We start from the raw sequence: 14485 nt of genomic DNA on the forward strand, positions 1-14485 counted from the left end.
TCAACTCGCCAGCAGTGCGTCGACGCGCTGCTGCGCCGCGCTGCAATCGCCGAAGGCATTCGCCACCCACGCCGCATCGTGGTAGCTCGGCAGGTAGCGCTCGCCCGCATCGCACAAGAGCGACAGGATCGAGCCTTGCCGCCTCGCCGCGCGAATCTCGCCGGCCAGCGCCAGCATGCCGATGAAGTTGGTGCCGGTCGACGGGCCGACCTTGCGGCCCAGCAGCGCCGAGAGCGCGCGCATCGCGGCGATCGAGTCGGTGTTCGGCACCTCGATCATGCGGTCCACCAGCGAAGGGATGAAGCTGGCTTCCACGCGCGGCCGTCCGATGCCCTCGATGCGCGAGCCCGGCGCCGTCAGCGTCGCGTCGCCGGTGCGGTGGTAGGCCGCGAACACTGAGCCCTCGGGATCGGCCACGCAGACCTGCGTGTCGTGGCAGCGGTAGCGCACATAGCGCCCGATGGTCGCGCTGGTGCCGCCGGTGCCGGCGCCGACCACGATCCAGGCCGGCACCGGGTGCCGCTCGTGCGCCATCTGCTGGAACATGCTCTCGGCGATGTTGTTGTTGCCGCGCCAGTCCGTCGCGCGTTCGGCGTAGGTGAACTGGTCCATGTAGTGGCCGCCCGCGCGCTCGGCAAGCGTTCGGGCTTCGTCGTAGACCTCGGCCGCGTGGTCGACGAAATGACACTGGCCGCCGTAGAAGGCGATCTGTGCGATCTTCTCGGGCGAGGTGCTCTTCGGCATCACGGCGATGAAGGGCAGACCCAGCAGTCGTGCGAAGTAGGCCTCGCTCACCGCGGTCGACCCGCTCGAGGCCTCGACGACCGTGGTGCGCTCGTCGATCCAACCGTTGCACAGCGCGTAAAGGAAGAGCGAACGCGCCAGCCGGTGCTTGAGGCTGCCGGTCGGGTGCGTCGATTCGTCCTTGAGGTAGAGGTCGATGCCGTGCGCGGCGAAGGCCGGCAGCGGCAGGGGGATCAGGTGCGTGTCGGCGCTGCGCTGGTAGTCGGCCTCGATGCGGCGGATCGCGCTGCCGAGCCAGAGGCTGTCGGGAGGGGAGGCATGGGTCACGCCGACGAGTCTACAAGCCCTGTGCGCTCAACCGAAGGTGAACGCGTAGGCCTGCGCGCCGGCGTCGAGGAATTCGATCTCGAACAGGCGGTCGTTGCCGGGCGACGCCTGGCGGACGAGCTGGTAGAGCCGCTGCCCGTCGATCGTTCCGTTGCCCTGGGCGTCGATGTCGAAGCCGTGGTCCGTGAGCGGCGGCTTGCCGTCCACCAGCACCTTGAAGCGCACCGGTTTGCCGTCGGCCGGGGGCCCGAGCACCAGGTGCACGTCGCGCGCATGGAAGCGCAAGGCGATGCGGCCGTTGGCGCGGTTCGCGACTACGCGCTCGCGTTCCACCGTCCAGTCGCCGGCGGGCGCCCAATGGTTCGTTCGCAGCGAAGCGGCAGCCTGGTAGGCGTTCGCGCGATCATTCGCGATGCCTCCCGGCGAAGCGAAGCCGTGCGTGCGTTCGTAGCCCAGATGGGTTTCTCCGGACAACGCGGGTGAAGCGCCCGGCGCGGCCTGGACGCCTTCGCCCTGCGGCGCGACCAGCCCGGCCGGAACATGGCTTCGCCCAGCCTCGGCCAGCAGTTGCTGGATGATTCGTTCCAATTTCTCGTACCGGTTCTCTCCGAACTGGTGATGGCGGATGCGCCCCTCTGCATCGATGAAATAAAAGGCGGGCCAGGCCTGGTTGTCGAAGCCGCGCCAGATGGCGAAGTCGTTGTCGATGGCGACCGGAAAGTCGATGCGAAGGTCCTTCGCCGCCCGGCGCACGTTGGCCGGGCGCTTCTCGAACGCGAACTCGGGCGCATGCACGCCGATGACCACCAGGCCCGCATCCTTGTACTTCTCCGACCATGCGCGAAGGTAGGGCAGGGTGCGCAGGCAGTTGATGCACGAGTAGGTCCAGAAGTCGACCAGCACCACCTTGCCACGCAGGTCTTCGGTCGTCAGCGGGGCGGAGTTGATCCACTCGGTCGCGCCAGCCAGTGAAGGAAAGACGCCCTCGATTCCGAGCATTCGCGCGGGTGCCGGTTCGCGGGCGGCTGCCGTCGGGATCAGCCCGGTCTCCTCGGGACGGAGGCTCGTATCGGCGGGCTGCGGCTTCTGGCGCTCGATCTTCTCGACGAGCGCCTGCTCCAGTGCCGACGTGGTGCCGACCGAGAGCCGGGCGAGCAAGCCAGTGTCCAGGCCCAGTGCGATGGCGGTGACACCCACCAGAACTGCCGCACCGGCGCCACGCCGGATCCACTCGCCCGTGTGGAGCGATCCCTTCAAGGCCGCGAACACGCGCCCGCCGAACAGCAGCGCTGCCGCCAGCGAGGTGCACGCGCCGGCCGCATAGGCCAAGAGCAACAGCGAGGTGCCGACGCTGGCGCCATTGAGTGCTGCGCCGGTCAGGATCAAGCCGAGGATCGGACCCGCGCAGGGCGCCCAGAGCAGGCCCGTGCCCACGCCCAGCAGGAGCGGCGAAAAAACGGAAGGCCGCGCGGAAGTCCCATCCGCCTGGGAGTCGGACAGGCGGATGCCGAGCGCGACGAGCGGCCTGCTCAGACGGTCGGCCACGGTCGGGAACAGCAGCGTGACGCCGAACACCGCAAGCAGCGCGATCGCGGCGTAGCGCCCGTACTCGTTGAGCTCGACCACCCAGCCGCCGCCCACCGCGGCCAGCGTGGCGATGGCGGCAAAGGCCAGCGCCATGCCGAAGAGAAGGGGCAGGCCGTGCGATCGGAACGGCCGGTCGGCGCGCGCGAACACGAAAGGGAGCACCGGCAGGATGCACGGGCTCAGGATGGTGAGCACGCCGCCCAGGTAGGCCACGATCAGAACGAGCATGATGTTTCTCGATGAGGTGCTGCGGTCAGGCCGCGCCGGGTTTGAACAGGGTCACGCGGGCTTCGAGCCCGCCTTCGCTGCGGTTGTGCAGGCTGAGCTCCGCGCCCATCGCCATCGCGAGCTGGTGCGCGATGGCGAGTCCCAGGCCCGTGCCGCCGGTGCTTCGGTTGCGCGAGCTTTCGACCCGGTAGAAGGGCTTGAGCACGGCCTCCAGCTCGTCGGGCGGGATACCCGGTCCGTTGTCGAGCACCGCGACGACCAGCCGGTCCGCCTCGGCATGCACCCGCACGCGCACGTCGCTGCCGAACTTCAATGCGTTGTCGATCAGGTTCACGAGGATCCGGCGCAGGGCATTGGGGCGCGTCACGATCGGCGCGTCGATGCGTCCCTCCAGCTGCACGGCCTGGCCCGAGTCCTCGTAGTCGGCGACCATGCTTTCGAGCAGCGCGTCGGCATCGATGCGCAAGGGCGGTTCCGTCGCGCCATGCAGCGTGCGCGCATAGGTGACGCCTTCTCTCACCAGCGCGTTCATGGCATCGAGGTCCTGCCGGAATTTGAGCTGGTCCTTCTCGTTGTCCATCAACTCGGTGCGCAGCCGCATCCGGGTGATCGGCGTCTGCAGATCGTGCGAGATCGCAGCCAGGATCTCCACGCGCTCGGCCATGTAGCCGGCGATGCGCCGCTGCATCGCATTGAAGGCGCGTGCCGCGTGCGCCACTTCGGTGGGGCCTTCTTCGCCGAGCGTCCGGGCCTTCAGGTCGGGCCCGAGTTCGTCCGCCGCCGCGGCGAGCCGCGCCAGCGGCCGTGTGACCAGCCGCACCGCGAACCAGGCGCAGACGGCCAGCACCACGAGCTGGATCGCCAGCAGCCACATGACCCAGTTCGACACCGGCATGCCTACCCGTCTTGCATCGACGATCACCGGGCTGCCGTCCGCCAGCTTCACCTGGATCCGAAGGCCTTCGGTCGGTTCGGCGACCTGTGCCACCTTCACGACCTCGAACGGATGCAGCGCGTTGACGATGGCGGCGGCGAACTCCTGCACCAGCGGCGTCGCGGGCGCGGGGCCCGTGACGCTGCCGTCCAGCATGAAACGGTAGTTGCGCCGCTCCAGCCGGCCCAGCCAGCTCGCGCGCTCCGCGGCGGGCAGGCGATCCAGGATGGCGATCGAACTCGCGATGTCGCGCTCGATGCCGCTCATCATCAGCTCGCGCAGCGCCATGCTGCGCTCGTAGCGGATCGCTGCGAAGGTCAGCAACTGCGCGATCGCGAGGCCCACGACGATGATCAGCGTTACGCGGGAGAACAGCGAGCGGGGGATCAGCCGGCGCATGGTGGGCATGGATGGGTTATAGACCCCGCCGCTCAGACCAGGTTGATCTCGACGCCGATGTTGCCCCGCGTGGCTTTGGAATACGGGCAGGTCTGGTGTGCGGCATCGACGAGGACCTGGGCGACTTCGCGCTCCACACCGGGCATGCTGACCTTGAGTCGGGCCTGCAGGAAGTAGGCGCCGTCCGTGGTGCCCAGGTCGACTTCGGCGTCGACGGCGAGGTCGGCCGGGAGCTTGACCTTCATCCCGGCCGCAGCGATCCCGATCGCGCCGATGAAACAGGCCGACCAGCCGGCGGCGAACAGTTGCTCGGGATTGGTGCCGCTGCCCGCGGTGCCGGGAGACGAGAGCTTGATGTCCAGGCGGCCATCGGAACTGCGGGATTCGCCGTTGCGACCGCCCGAAGAGGTGCGGGTCTTGCCGGTGTAGATGACTTTCTCGATGCGTGTCATGGTGGATTCCTTGGTTGGTTGAAGAACTGACGGCACGATTGTTGGTGCGGATCCTCCGGAAGGAAGCGGACTTCGTATTCCTGTGTATCCGGACCGTCTTTCTCAACAGTAAATTTCACAATCGTCGACCTCGGCGCGGGCGCGGACTACATTGCGCTTGCAACACCTGCGTTCGAAGCCACACTGCCATGACTCCCAAGACTTCCGACCACATCCTCATCGTCGACGACGACCGCGAGATCCGCGAACTGCTCACCACCTACCTGGTCAAGAATGGCCTGCGGGTGGTCGCCGTGCCCACTGGCCGGCACATGCGCGCCGCGCTGGAGGAATCGGGCCCCTTCGACCTGATCATTCTCGATCTGATGTTGCCGGGCGAGGACGGGCTGACGCTGTGCCGCGACCTGCGCACGGGCAAGTACAAGGCAATCCCCATCCTGATGCTGACGGCGCGCAGCGAAGAGGCCGACCGGATCCTCGGCCTCGAGATGGGCGCCGACGATTACCTGGCCAAGCCCTTCTCCGCCCGGGAACTGCTCGCGCGCATTCGCGCCGTGATGCGCCGCACCCGGATGCTGCCTCCCAACATGCGCTCGACGGAGGCGGCCCAGAAGCTGGCCTTCGGTGAATGGCAGGTGGACACCACCGCGCGGCACCTGCTCGATGCGAGCGGCACGATGGTCGCGCTGAGCGGCGCCGAGTACCGGCTGCTGCGCATCTTTCTCGATCACCCGCAGAAGGTGCTGAGCCGCGACCAGCTGCTGAGCCTGACGCAAGGCCGGGAGGCGGACCTCTTCGAGCGCTCGATCGACCTGCTCGTGAGCCGGCTGCGCCAGCGGCTGCGCGACGACGCGCGCGAGCCGCGCTACATCAAGACCGTGCGCAGCGAAGGCTACGTGTTCGCATCGGCGGTGGAAGCGCTCGACTGAGGCGGCCAGGTGCGGGCTCGCCTTTCCGGCCCCGTGCGTTGACGGGCCGTGATGCAATGGCAACTCGTCGGATTGCGGATCTCGTGCGAGATGCCGCCCGCCAGGAAGAGCAGGGCAAGCCAGATCTTCATCTCAGGAGCCCGCGGGCCGCTGCTCTGCAAGAAGCGCCTGGATCTTCTTCTCGGTTTCGCCGTAGCGTCCCTCGCCGAAGTGCGAGTAGACGATCTTTCCTTCTTTGTCGATCAGGTAGACGGCAGGCCAGTACTGGTTGTTGAAGGCCCTCCAGGTCGCGTAGCTGTTGTCCTGCGCGACCGCGTGCTTGATCTGCAGTTTCTTGATGGCGTCCTGGACGTTCTTGGTCGACTTCTCGAACGCGAACTCCGGCGTGTGCACGCCCACCACGACCAGGCCCTGGTCCTTGTACTTCTCGTGCCACTCCTTGACGTAGGGCAGGTGGTTCAGGCAGTTGATGCAGGTGTAGGTCCAGAAGTCGATGAGGACCACCTTGCCGCGCAACTCTTCCATCTTCAGCGGCTGGGAGTTGAGCCAGGTGTCGATCTTCTGGAACTCCGGTGCCGACCGGGTCCCGCCGGCAGCGGTGTCGCCGCCGATCGGAGGCGCAGCGAAGGTGAGCGCGGCCACCGAGACGGCGGCGGCCACGGCGAGCGGAAGTGCGATGGATCGGATGTTCATGGCGATGACTTTCGATTTCGGATTCAGCGCAGCGTGGTGCCGCCTTCGACCCGCGTCTGGCGCGTCGAGGAAGCCCTGTCGATGTCGTAGTAGGCGGGCACGCGGCTGCCCGCGAAGGCTTCGACGCGCAGGTTCTGGTTGGGGGCGTGTGCGCGTGCGCGCGCTTCGGCCAGCACCGCGGCGCGGTCGCGCGGCGCTGTCGGCGCGGCAGCCACGACGGAAGAAGCTGCATCCGAATACGGGTTCGCGGCGTGCGCCGCTGCCACCGCCTGTGCGCGGACCTCGCTGCGGCTCTGCGTCGACTGGAGCTGCAGGACGCCGTGGTATTCCTCGGCATAGGCCTGCGTGACGGCAAGCACGGCGAACGAGGCGGCGATGGCGATGCGGGAGAACTTCTTCATGGTGATTTTCCTTCGGGTGAGTGATGAGGCTTGCTTGGAAGCGAACGGATTCTTGGTCACGTTCGTCCTCGCCGGCGCACATCGCGTATGCCTCTGTATCAGCGCGAGAAATCCACACATTACGTTTCGCAGTCGGGTGTTCAAGGCCGAGTCTGCGCTGTTTGCATCCCCGGCGGCCACCCAAAGTGCCCCACTTATGGCCACCCAAACTGCTCCACCCTGGCCACGGTGATCTGACGCATTGAACACGGTGCGTCGGGCGCCGCGAAGCTCGACAGGCAGGACGTTACTTTCCACCCCCTCTGAGCGAGGGGAACAACGGAGTGAACGTCTTGAAGCCACATCTGCAAACCACCATCTGGACGCTGCTCAAGGGCGGCGCCACCCAGCGCGAGATCGCGCGAATCACCGGCATCTCGCGCCACACCATCCGGGCGTATCAGCAGCGCTTCGCCGCCGATCCGGCAAACTGCCCCGGGGTGGCCACCGACTCCGGTGGTCAAACTGCTCCACCCTGGCCACCGACTTCCAGGTCGGTAGCGCCGCCGCTGGCCACCTCCAAGTGCGAACCCCACCGCGCTTTCATCGACGCCCAGTTGCGCCTGGGCCGCAACGCCACGGCCATCTACCAGGACCTGGTCGACCAACATGGCTTTGACGGCGCCTACAACTCCGTCAAGCGCTTCTGCGCCCAGCTTCGCCACAAGGAGCCCGAGCAGTTCGATCGTCTGAGCTTTGCGCCCGGCGAGGAGATGCAGGTCGACTACGGTGAAGGCGCCCCCACCCGGGTGCCGAGCACCGAGCGCTGGCGCAAACCCCGCCTGTTCGTGGCCACGCTGCGCTACTCGCGGCGCAGCTTCCGCCGCGTGATCTGGAAGTCCAGCCAGCAAGTCTGGGCTGAGTTGCACGAGCAGGCCTGGGCCTACTTTGGCGGGTCGACCCACTACGTCGTGCTGGACAATTTGAAGGAGGGCGTCTTGAAGCCCGACCTGTACGAGCCTGCGCTCAATCCGGTCTACGCCGCCACACTGGCCCACTACGAGGTGGTGGCCGACCCGGCTCGGGTCCGGGATCCGAATCGCAAGGGGACGGTCGAGAACGCGATCCAACATACCCAGTCCACCGCGCTCAAGGGGCGGCGCTTCGAGACCATCGAAGAGCAGAACGCCTTCCTGGAACACTGGGAGTCCAAGTGGGCCGCCTCGCGCATCCACGGCGCCGAGCGGCGTCAGGTGCAGGCCATGTTCGAGGAGGAGCGCGCCCACCTGCAGCCGCTGCCAGCCACGCGCATGCAGTACTTCACCGAGGTGCAGCGCACGGTCTGCGACGACAGCTGCGTGCGCATCGACCACAGCAGCTACGCCGCGCGCCCGGCCCCGATTGGCACCAAGGTGCTGGTGCGGCTGTTCGAGCGGCGCATCGAGATCCGCGAGCTGCGCACCCAGGCCTTGCTGCGCACCCACGCCCGGGTTGATCGCCCCGGCACCGTGGTGTTGCCCATGGCCGAGCGGGTGTTCAACCCCTCTCGCGAGACGCGCTTCATCCTGGCCCAGGCCCGAGCCATCGGGCCGCAGGCCTCTCGGCTGTGCCAGATGCTGTTCGCCATCGAGGGGCGCGTGGGCCAGCGCAAGCTCTGGGGCATCGTCAATCTGGCCAAGCGCTACCCCAATCACTTCATCGACGCGGCCTGCGCTGCCGCCATGGAGCAAGGCGTACACAGCTACCGCCACGTCAAGGCACTCACCGAGCGGCTGGTGGCCGACGCGCTGGCCGCCCTGCAGGCCGGCACGCCGACACAGTCGGCGTCAACGCTCACCCAGCAGCACGAGCTCATTCGCAGCGCCGACGAATACGGCGATCTGTTCGCCCACGCCGCCACCGCCACCTCGGGCGGCACAACCTCCCACCCCACTGAGATCGCCCAGCCATGAACATGACCGAGATCGAACGCGCCCTGCGCGAGCTGCGCCTGTCCGGCATCGCCGACACCCTGTCCACCCGCGTGATGCAGGCCCAGGCCGCCCAGCAGCCCTTCCTGGAGACGTTGGCCGCCATGCTGCAAGACGAGCTCGACCGGCGCCGCTCACGATTGATGGAGCGCCGCTTCAAGCGCTCAGGCCTGGCCGAGCGCCTGACGCTGGCGGACTTCGACTGGCGCTTCAATCCCAAGCTGCCGCGCAACGCCTGCTTCGAGCTGCACACCCTGAAGTTCATCGGCGAGGGGGCCAACGCATTGATCGTCGGCAAGCCCGGCACCGGAAAGAGCCACGTGGCCAAGGCGGTGGCCTACCAGGCCACGTTGCAGGGCTATGACGTGCGCTACGTGGAGGCCGACTCCGAGTTCGCCCGCTACGGGCTGGCCAGCACGGCGGAACAGGCCGAACAGCTCAAGGGCTGGATCGAGCCAGACCTGTTGGTCCTTGATGACATGTTCCTGGCCCGGCGCATTGCCGACGTGAGCGCCGAACTGCTGCAGGCCATCGTGCACCAGCGCTACAAGCTGCGCCGCGCCATCGTCATCACCTCCAACCGGGTGGTGCAGGACTGGGGCAAGTACCTCGCCGACGCCACCATGGCCACCACCATCCTGGACCGGCTCATGCACCGCTGCGCAATGCTGGAGTTCGAGGGCAAGAGCTACCGTCTGAAGGAGGCCGCCGCGCGCATCGCCATCACACCCGAATCGTCATAATCCGACCGTCCTGCCTGGAGCAGTTTGACCGGCCATAAGTGGAGCAGTTTGGGGTGGCCATCGGGGGTTTGCATCGACTCTTGTATGCCTGTGTATCTACAGGCGCCGAGGTACGCGCACATACAAGATCGCACTCGGCGTGACACATCACGCATACATGTCGCGAATCCAATGGAGCCATCGCCAATCACTGCATTCAAAGGAACGCACATGCCCGAAGCAATCAATCGTCAACGCCGCATTTTTCTGGGGAGTGCCGTCGCGAGCGTCGCAGCTGCAGAACTGGCATTCATGGGTGTCGCCAACGCAGCGACCAAGCTGCCGAAGCTCGAACCGATCAGGCAGATCCGGGCCGGCGAGCTGGATGTCGGCTATTACGAAACCGGGCCTGCCGACGGCATCCCGGTGCTGCTGCTGCACGGCTATCCCTATGACATCCACAGCTATGTCGATGTTGCGCCCCTGCTGGCCGCGCGCGGGTGCCGCGTGATCGTGCCGCACCTGCGCGGACACGGCAGCACCCGCTTCCTCGACAGCGCGAACCCGCGCTCCGCCCAGCAAGCCGCCGTGGCACTGGACCAGATCGCATTGCTGGATGCCTTGAAGATCGACCGTGCCGTGATGGTCGGCTACGACTGGGGCGCGCGCACGGCCTGCATCATCTCGGCGCTCTGGCCGGAGCGCTGCCTCGGGCTTCTTTCGGTCAACGGCTACATCATGACCAACCTTCCGGGCAACAAGCTGCCCCTGCCGGCGAAGGCGGAGCACGGCTGGTGGTACCAGTACTACTTCGCCACCGAGCGCGGCCGTGCGGGCCTCGAGGCGAACCGGCGCGACATCGCACGCATCCTGTGGACGACGAACTCGCCGAAGTGGAAGTACGACGACGCCACCTTCGAACGCACCGCCGCGTCCTTCGACAACCCGGACTACGTGCAGATCGTGATCCACAACTACCGCTGGCGCCTGAGCCTCGCGGATGGCTTTCCGCAGTACGCCGAGCTGGAGAAGCGGCTTGCCGCGCTGCCTTCGATCAGCGTTCCCACCATCACCATGGACGGCGACTCCGACGGCGTCGTGCCGGCCACCGACGGCAAGGCCTATGCCTCGAAGTTCACGGGCCCGCGATCGCACCGGATCGTGAACGCGGGCCACAACGTGCCGCAGGAGGCGCCGCAGGCCTTTGCCGATGCCGTCTGGGCGCTCGCGTCTGCGCGCGGCTGAGGCAGGCGCCGGCGATTTCCTAGCCAGAGCCTGCCATCAGTTTGATGCCACCCAGGGGGATCAGCACCATGCCGAGCGCTGCAGCCAGACGGTCCCCGCGAGGCAGCAATTTCTCGAGCGCGACGGCGATCGAAAGCGCGGCGACCCAGGCGAGGTTCATGACCCCGCCGCGTCTGGAGACCGTGAACGTCGGGTACTCCCGCATCGTCGACGCCCCGCTGAGCGACAGCACCATCCAGGTGAGGTGCTGGAAGCTGGACGACTATTTCCAGGAAGTGAAGAACATCCGCCTGGTCAAGATCGATGTCCAGGGGCACGAAGCGCAGGCCATCAAGGGCATGGAAGGAATCCTGCGCAAGTGCTCGCCCGTCGTTGTATTCGAAACAGCACTTCAGTGCGTTCAAGGACGGCAAGTCGGAGGCGATTGAGTTGCTCAAGGAGAACGGCTACACGGAGGTCTACTTCGTCGACAGGGTTCTTTCGACGCAACGGGGAGGGCGCGTCGGCAAGCTCTGGTTCTTCCTTTGTTCGCTGCTCATGGGCTTCAGGCTTGTCGTCAAGAAGCGGACGGAATTGGAGCCGGCCTTCTACGAGATGCTGATTGCCAAGAAGGCAGTGCCTGCCTAGCCCCTCACCAGTGTGGCCGCCGCCGGCTGCTGACGGAGATACGGAAGAACTTCTCGGTGTTCAGGGCGTAGGGAGTCGCAATTCAGCGATCAGAAAGTCGATGAAGGCCCGGACCCGCAGCGGCGTGTGACGGCGATCGGGATAGATCAGCGAGAAGGGGCGAGAGCGGCCTCCGGCTTCGGGCAGCAGCTCCTGGAGGCCGCCACGGCGCAGGTCCTCCTGCACGATGTAGCGGTAGGTCTGCAAGAGCCCGGCGCCATGGCGCGCCAAGGTCACCATGCCCATGTAGTCGTCGGCGCAGCGGTAGCTGGGCGGCGTCTCGAGTTCGATGTCCTGTCCGTCGCGCCTGAAGAGCCAGGGCACCGGTTGTCCGGTGCTGGGCAGCACGAACTGGATGCACTCGTGCGCCGCCAGCGCCTCGAGCGAATCCGGCCTGCCCGCGCGAGCCAGGTAGGAGGGCGCGGCCACCAGCACCAACTCGGCGTCTTCGAGCTTGCGCGCGATGAGGCCGGAGTCCGGCGGCGCGCGTCCCCGAATCGCGAGGTCGAAGCCTTCGCCGGTGAAGTCGATATTGCGGTTGCTCAGGTGAAGCTCGATCCGCACCTTTGGAAAGCGCTCGCTAAAGCGCGGCAGCAACGGCAGCACGCGGTAGTGGCCATAAGGTGAGGCGATGCTGAGACGCAGCACGCCAGCCGGGGCCTGCTGCTCGCCGGTGAGCTGGCTCTCAGCATCGCGCATCAGGCTCAGCGCCTGGCGGCACTGTTCGTAGTAGGCGCGGCCCCCGTCGGTCAGATGAATCTGGCGGGTGGTGCGCACGAACAGGCGAACACCCAGGCGTGCCTCGAGCCGTGCAATCGAGCGGCTCACGGCGGCGGGGCCGAGGCCGGCGGCCAGGGCCGCGGCGGTGAAGCTTTCCAACTCGGCGGCGAGACAGAACAGTTCCAGGCTGCCGAGCATCAGATCGTCGAATTGGCGGCTCATGCTTGTTCCATCGAGTAACTAATGAAGTGACAGTCTATGTCTTTATTCACCCCAGGTGCATCAATACCATTGACCCATGTTTTCAAACCCAGGTGCCGCCTCAAGCAGTGGACGCCCTTACCAGGAGAAACGAAATGACCCAACGCTCGCCTCAAACCGTGATCGTCACAGGTGCCTCCAGCGGCATCGGCCTTGCCATCGCGCGAGCCTTCCTGCGCCGCGGCGACAACGTCGTCGGGAACGCGCGCACGCTCGAGCGCCTGCAGGCCGCTGATCTCGCGCAGGACTTTCCAGACCAGTTCCTCGCGGTTGCCGGGGACGTCGCCGATCCGGCGACTGCCAAGCGGATCTTTGCCGAAGCGGTCGCACGTTTCGGCCATGTCGACGTGCTGGTCAACAACGCGGGCATCTTCACCCCGAAAGCCTTCGCCGAGTACACGGCCGCGGATGTCGATGCGCTGGTCGGCACCAACCTCAAGGGCTTCTTCTACGTCTCGCAGGAAGCGGTGCGCCACATGACGCCGCGCAAGCAGGGCCATATCGTCAACATCACGGCCAGCCTCGCCTTGCAGCCGAATGCCAGCGTGCCCGCGCTGCTGCCGGTCCTGGTCAAGGGCGGTCTCAACGACGCGACCCGGGCGCTGGCGCTCGAACTCGCGCCGCACAACATCCAGGTAAATGCCGTCGCACCCGGGATCATCGACACGCCGCTCTACACGCCGGACATGCACGCCTTCCTGAACACGCTGCAGCCGGCAGGCCGGATCGGCGCGCCGGCGGACATCGTGGACGCGGTCCTGTACCTGAGCGATGCATCCTTCACCACGGGCGTCGTCCTGCCGGTGGATGGCGGCATGAGCACAGGCAAGTGGTGAGGGGAGGCCAGCCATGCCCTACGTCAACATTCAAGTGACTCGCGAAGGCGTGACCGCAGAGCACAAGGAGCAGCTCATCGCCGGTGTGACCGACCTGCTGGAGCAGGTGCTGAAGAAGCCGCCGGAACTGACCTTCGTCGTGATCGACGAAATCGACACCGACAACTGGGGTCATGGGGGTCGATCCGTGACCGCGCGGCGCCGCGAAGAGGCGAAAGCAAAATAGCGGCGTCGGAAAGAAGATGCCCAGGTTCAGCGATTGCGGGTCGGTTGTCGCCACGCGATAAGCCCTGCTGTTCTGGCCCGTACTTCAGGCGAAGCCAGACAGGTGGCGACAGCCTCATAGCCTGGAGCGCCGGGATATGGGGCGACCTGAGTCGGTGGACTGTGGTTCGCGGGGCAGAGGATGATTGCTTCGTCCGGACCGACAGCAGACAAGTCGAGGATTGCGCAGGAGCGAGTGAGCATGAAGATCGGCCGCGCGCCGGATCCACGGCGGCGCAGCCGGGCAATCAGAGCCTCTTGGGTGGCTTGGTCTAACCCTTGTTCGATCATGTCCACGACCAGGGCATCCGGCCCGTCTGCTTCTAGCCCAGCGAGCAATGCAACCAAGGCATCCGACGGCGTAGCGCCATCCTCTACAAGCCAGGCCAGGGCCCGATCGAGCCGAGACCTCAAATGGGGCGCGCCGTTCAGCCGTGATTTTGCTGCTGCACCGCCATCTGCAAGTCTCTCCAGGCCAAGCAAGGCGGCGTTGGGCAGCGCTTTGGCGAGGCATTGCGCCAGTCGGGTCTTGCCGCTGCCGAGCGGACCGATGATGTAGTTCAGAGGCCGGATTTCGCGAAGTTCGAATCGCTCCCCACCCCAAGGCCACGGCAGGTCGAATGCGACGCGGACCTCCGAGACGGGCGCCAGCAAGCCCGCCAGTTCGCCAATGGTCGGAGTCTGACCTTGCGCAACGTTGCTTCGCAAGCCACGGACCTTCTCGACAGTGTGTGCAAGTTGACGAAGTTGCGCTTCCAGCGCTGTTTGGTGAGCGGCCAATGTTTGCTCCAGGCCTTGGGAATTGCCTTCCAGCACCCGTCCCACTTGGGCAAGACTGAAGCCGAGCGCGCGAAGAGCGACGATTTCGGCAGCGCGAGTCATCTCCTCTTGACCATAGGCGCGCCATCCCGCCGTGGTTCGGCCGGGGTCCACCAGGCCGCGCTGCTCATAGAGCCGTAGAGCCTTGGCCGAAACGCCGAGCCGCCTCGCGGCTTCGGACGGACTCAGATACTGGGCGGGAGATCGCATGAAACGTTCCTTTCGATCGATCTTCCCTTTTTAAAGGGTGCCCCTGGGGTCGGGTCAACAGTTGGCCTGACGGGCCAGGTCTGACGCGTGCAGGGCTTG

General features: G+C 66.2%; 17 protein-coding genes. 8 read left to right on the forward strand and 9 right to left on the reverse strand.

Annotated elements, in window-relative coordinates; all coding sequences use genetic code 11:
* From ACSQ9A_RS10020 to ACSQ9A_RS10035, 4 genes are read right to left on the reverse strand one after another with little or no spacing between them, the layout of a single operon-like run.
* A complete protein-coding gene (locus ACSQ9A_RS10020; RefSeq protein WP_436303537.1) occupies positions 1–1071 on the reverse strand; it encodes a PLP-dependent cysteine synthase family protein in 1071 nt (356 codons plus the stop codon).
* A gap of 27 nt (positions 1072–1098) precedes the next feature.
* The gene (locus ACSQ9A_RS10025) at positions 1099–2886 is read right to left on the reverse strand and encodes a cytochrome c biogenesis protein DipZ (RefSeq protein ID WP_436303538.1); all 1788 of its coding nucleotides are present in this window, start codon (positions 2884–2886) and stop codon (positions 1099–1101) included.
* Positions 2887–2911: 25 nt separating this feature from the next.
* Entirely contained in the window at positions 2912–4228 is a 1317-nt protein-coding gene (locus tag ACSQ9A_RS10030) for a sensor histidine kinase (protein ID WP_436303539.1), read from the reverse strand.
* Positions 4229–4251: 23 nt separating this feature from the next.
* On the reverse strand, positions 4252–4671 hold the full coding sequence (locus ACSQ9A_RS10035) for an organic hydroperoxide resistance protein (RefSeq protein WP_436303540.1): 420 nt from the start codon (positions 4669–4671) through the stop codon (positions 4252–4254).
* A gap of 188 nt (positions 4672–4859) precedes the next feature.
* Between ACSQ9A_RS10035 and ACSQ9A_RS10040 the strand changes: the two genes are divergently transcribed.
* Complete coding sequence (locus ACSQ9A_RS10040; RefSeq protein WP_093102472.1) at positions 4860–5600, forward strand: response regulator; 741 nt, start codon at positions 4860–4862, stop codon at positions 5598–5600.
* Positions 5601–5732: 132 nt separating this feature from the next.
* Here ACSQ9A_RS10040 and ACSQ9A_RS10045 read toward each other — a convergent pair whose 3' ends face one another.
* Both ACSQ9A_RS10045 and ACSQ9A_RS10050 read right to left on the reverse strand, forming a co-directional pair.
* Positions 5733–6293, reverse strand: coding sequence for a thioredoxin family protein (locus ACSQ9A_RS10045; RefSeq protein WP_436303541.1), 561 nt, complete (start codon positions 6291–6293; stop codon positions 5733–5735).
* A gap of 23 nt (positions 6294–6316) precedes the next feature.
* Positions 6317–6694: a hypothetical protein gene (locus ACSQ9A_RS10050; protein ID WP_436303542.1), complete on the reverse strand. Its 378-nt coding sequence runs from the start codon at positions 6692–6694 to the stop codon at positions 6317–6319.
* 323 nt (positions 6695–7017) lie between these two features.
* On the opposite strand from ACSQ9A_RS10050, the gene istA reads away from it, so the two are divergent.
* The 3 genes from istA (at position 7018) to ACSQ9A_RS10065 (ending at position 10610) form a co-directional block, all read left to right on the forward strand.
* Positions 7018–8625 carry an IS21 family transposase gene (gene istA / locus ACSQ9A_RS10055; RefSeq protein WP_436303543.1) on the forward strand — a complete coding sequence of 536 codons (1608 nt, stop codon included), beginning with the start codon at positions 7018–7020 and terminating at the stop codon, positions 8623–8625.
* Positions 8622–9386: an IS21-like element helper ATPase IstB gene (gene istB / locus ACSQ9A_RS10060; RefSeq protein ID WP_436303544.1), complete on the forward strand. Its 765-nt coding sequence runs from the start codon at positions 8622–8624 to the stop codon at positions 9384–9386. Before istA ends, istB begins: the two co-directional genes overlap by 4 nt.
* 210 nt (positions 9387–9596) lie before the next feature.
* Complete coding sequence (locus ACSQ9A_RS10065) at positions 9597–10610, forward strand: alpha/beta fold hydrolase (RefSeq protein ID WP_436303545.1); 1014 nt, start codon at positions 9597–9599, stop codon at positions 10608–10610.
* A gap of 19 nt (positions 10611–10629) precedes the next feature.
* Here ACSQ9A_RS10065 and ACSQ9A_RS10070 read toward each other — a convergent pair whose 3' ends face one another.
* The gene (locus ACSQ9A_RS10070) at positions 10630–10770 is read right to left on the reverse strand and encodes a DUF2182 domain-containing protein (RefSeq protein ID WP_436303547.1); all 141 of its coding nucleotides are present in this window, start codon (positions 10768–10770) and stop codon (positions 10630–10632) included.
* Here ACSQ9A_RS10070 and ACSQ9A_RS10075 point away from each other — a divergent pair.
* On the forward strand, positions 10769–11038 hold the full coding sequence (locus tag ACSQ9A_RS10075) for an FkbM family methyltransferase (RefSeq protein WP_436303549.1): 270 nt from the start codon (positions 10769–10771) through the stop codon (positions 11036–11038). The two genes, ACSQ9A_RS10070 and ACSQ9A_RS10075, sit on opposite strands and share 2 nt — an antisense overlap.
* A gap of 1 nt (position 11039) precedes the next feature.
* A complete protein-coding gene (locus tag ACSQ9A_RS10080; protein WP_436303550.1) occupies positions 11040–11237 on the forward strand; it encodes a hypothetical protein in 198 nt (65 codons plus the stop codon).
* A gap of 60 nt (positions 11238–11297) precedes the next feature.
* Here ACSQ9A_RS10080 and ACSQ9A_RS10085 read toward each other — a convergent pair whose 3' ends face one another.
* A complete protein-coding gene (locus ACSQ9A_RS10085; RefSeq protein ID WP_093102480.1) occupies positions 11298–12218 on the reverse strand; it encodes a LysR family transcriptional regulator in 921 nt (306 codons plus the stop codon).
* Positions 12219–12352: 134 nt separating this feature from the next.
* Between ACSQ9A_RS10085 and ACSQ9A_RS10090 the strand changes: the two genes are divergently transcribed.
* Both ACSQ9A_RS10090 and ACSQ9A_RS10095 read left to right on the forward strand, forming a co-directional pair.
* Entirely contained in the window at positions 12353–13093 is a 741-nt protein-coding gene (locus ACSQ9A_RS10090) for an SDR family NAD(P)-dependent oxidoreductase (RefSeq protein ID WP_093102482.1), read from the forward strand.
* A gap of 13 nt (positions 13094–13106) precedes the next feature.
* Positions 13107–13319, forward strand: coding sequence for a tautomerase family protein (locus tag ACSQ9A_RS10095; RefSeq protein ID WP_093102484.1), 213 nt, complete (start codon positions 13107–13109; stop codon positions 13317–13319).
* 26 nt (positions 13320–13345) lie between these two features.
* On the opposite strand, the gene ACSQ9A_RS10100 is transcribed toward ACSQ9A_RS10095, so the two are convergent.
* Positions 13346–14386 (reverse strand): MerR family transcriptional regulator, encoded by a 1041-nt coding sequence (locus tag ACSQ9A_RS10100; protein WP_436303551.1) that lies wholly within the window; start codon positions 14384–14386, stop codon positions 13346–13348.
* Positions 14387–14485: the final 99 nt, after the last annotated feature.

It is taken from the genome of Variovorax sp. LjRoot290, from assembly GCF_964253985.1.
In the GTDB taxonomy this organism is placed as follows: Bacteria; Pseudomonadota; Gammaproteobacteria; order Burkholderiales; family Burkholderiaceae_C; genus Variovorax.

Coding starts and splice junctions, on each gene's coding strand:
- ACSQ9A_RS10040 (WP_093102472.1), top strand. CDS start 4,860: ATGACTCCCAAGACTTCCGACCACATCCTCATCGTCGACGACGACCGC.
- ACSQ9A_RS10050 (WP_436303542.1), bottom strand. CDS start 6,694: ATGAAGAAGTTCTCCCGCATCGCCATCGCCGCCTCGTTCGCCGTGCTT.
- ACSQ9A_RS10100 (WP_436303551.1), bottom strand. CDS start 14,386: ATGCGATCTCCCGCCCAGTATCTGAGTCCGTCCGAAGCCGCGAGGCGG.
- istB (WP_436303544.1), top strand. CDS start 8,622: ATGAACATGACCGAGATCGAACGCGCCCTGCGCGAGCTGCGCCTGTCC.
- ACSQ9A_RS10070 (WP_436303547.1), bottom strand. CDS start 10,770: ATGAACCTCGCCTGGGTCGCCGCGCTTTCGATCGCCGTCGCGCTCGAG.
- ACSQ9A_RS10035 (WP_436303540.1), bottom strand. CDS start 4,671: ATGACACGCATCGAGAAAGTCATCTACACCGGCAAGACCCGCACCTCT.
- ACSQ9A_RS10075 (WP_436303549.1), top strand. CDS start 10,769: ATGACCCCGCCGCGTCTGGAGACCGTGAACGTCGGGTACTCCCGCATC.
- ACSQ9A_RS10095 (WP_093102484.1), top strand. CDS start 13,107: ATGCCCTACGTCAACATTCAAGTGACTCGCGAAGGCGTGACCGCAGAG.
- ACSQ9A_RS10065 (WP_436303545.1), top strand. CDS start 9,597: ATGCCCGAAGCAATCAATCGTCAACGCCGCATTTTTCTGGGGAGTGCC.
- ACSQ9A_RS10030 (WP_436303539.1), bottom strand. CDS start 4,228: ATGCCCACCATGCGCCGGCTGATCCCCCGCTCGCTGTTCTCCCGCGTA.
- ACSQ9A_RS10085 (WP_093102480.1), bottom strand. CDS start 12,218: ATGAGCCGCCAATTCGACGATCTGATGCTCGGCAGCCTGGAACTGTTC.
- ACSQ9A_RS10090 (WP_093102482.1), top strand. CDS start 12,353: ATGACCCAACGCTCGCCTCAAACCGTGATCGTCACAGGTGCCTCCAGC.
- ACSQ9A_RS10045 (WP_436303541.1), bottom strand. CDS start 6,293: ATGAACATCCGATCCATCGCACTTCCGCTCGCCGTGGCCGCCGCCGTC.
- ACSQ9A_RS10025 (WP_436303538.1), bottom strand. CDS start 2,886: ATGCTCGTTCTGATCGTGGCCTACCTGGGCGGCGTGCTCACCATCCTG.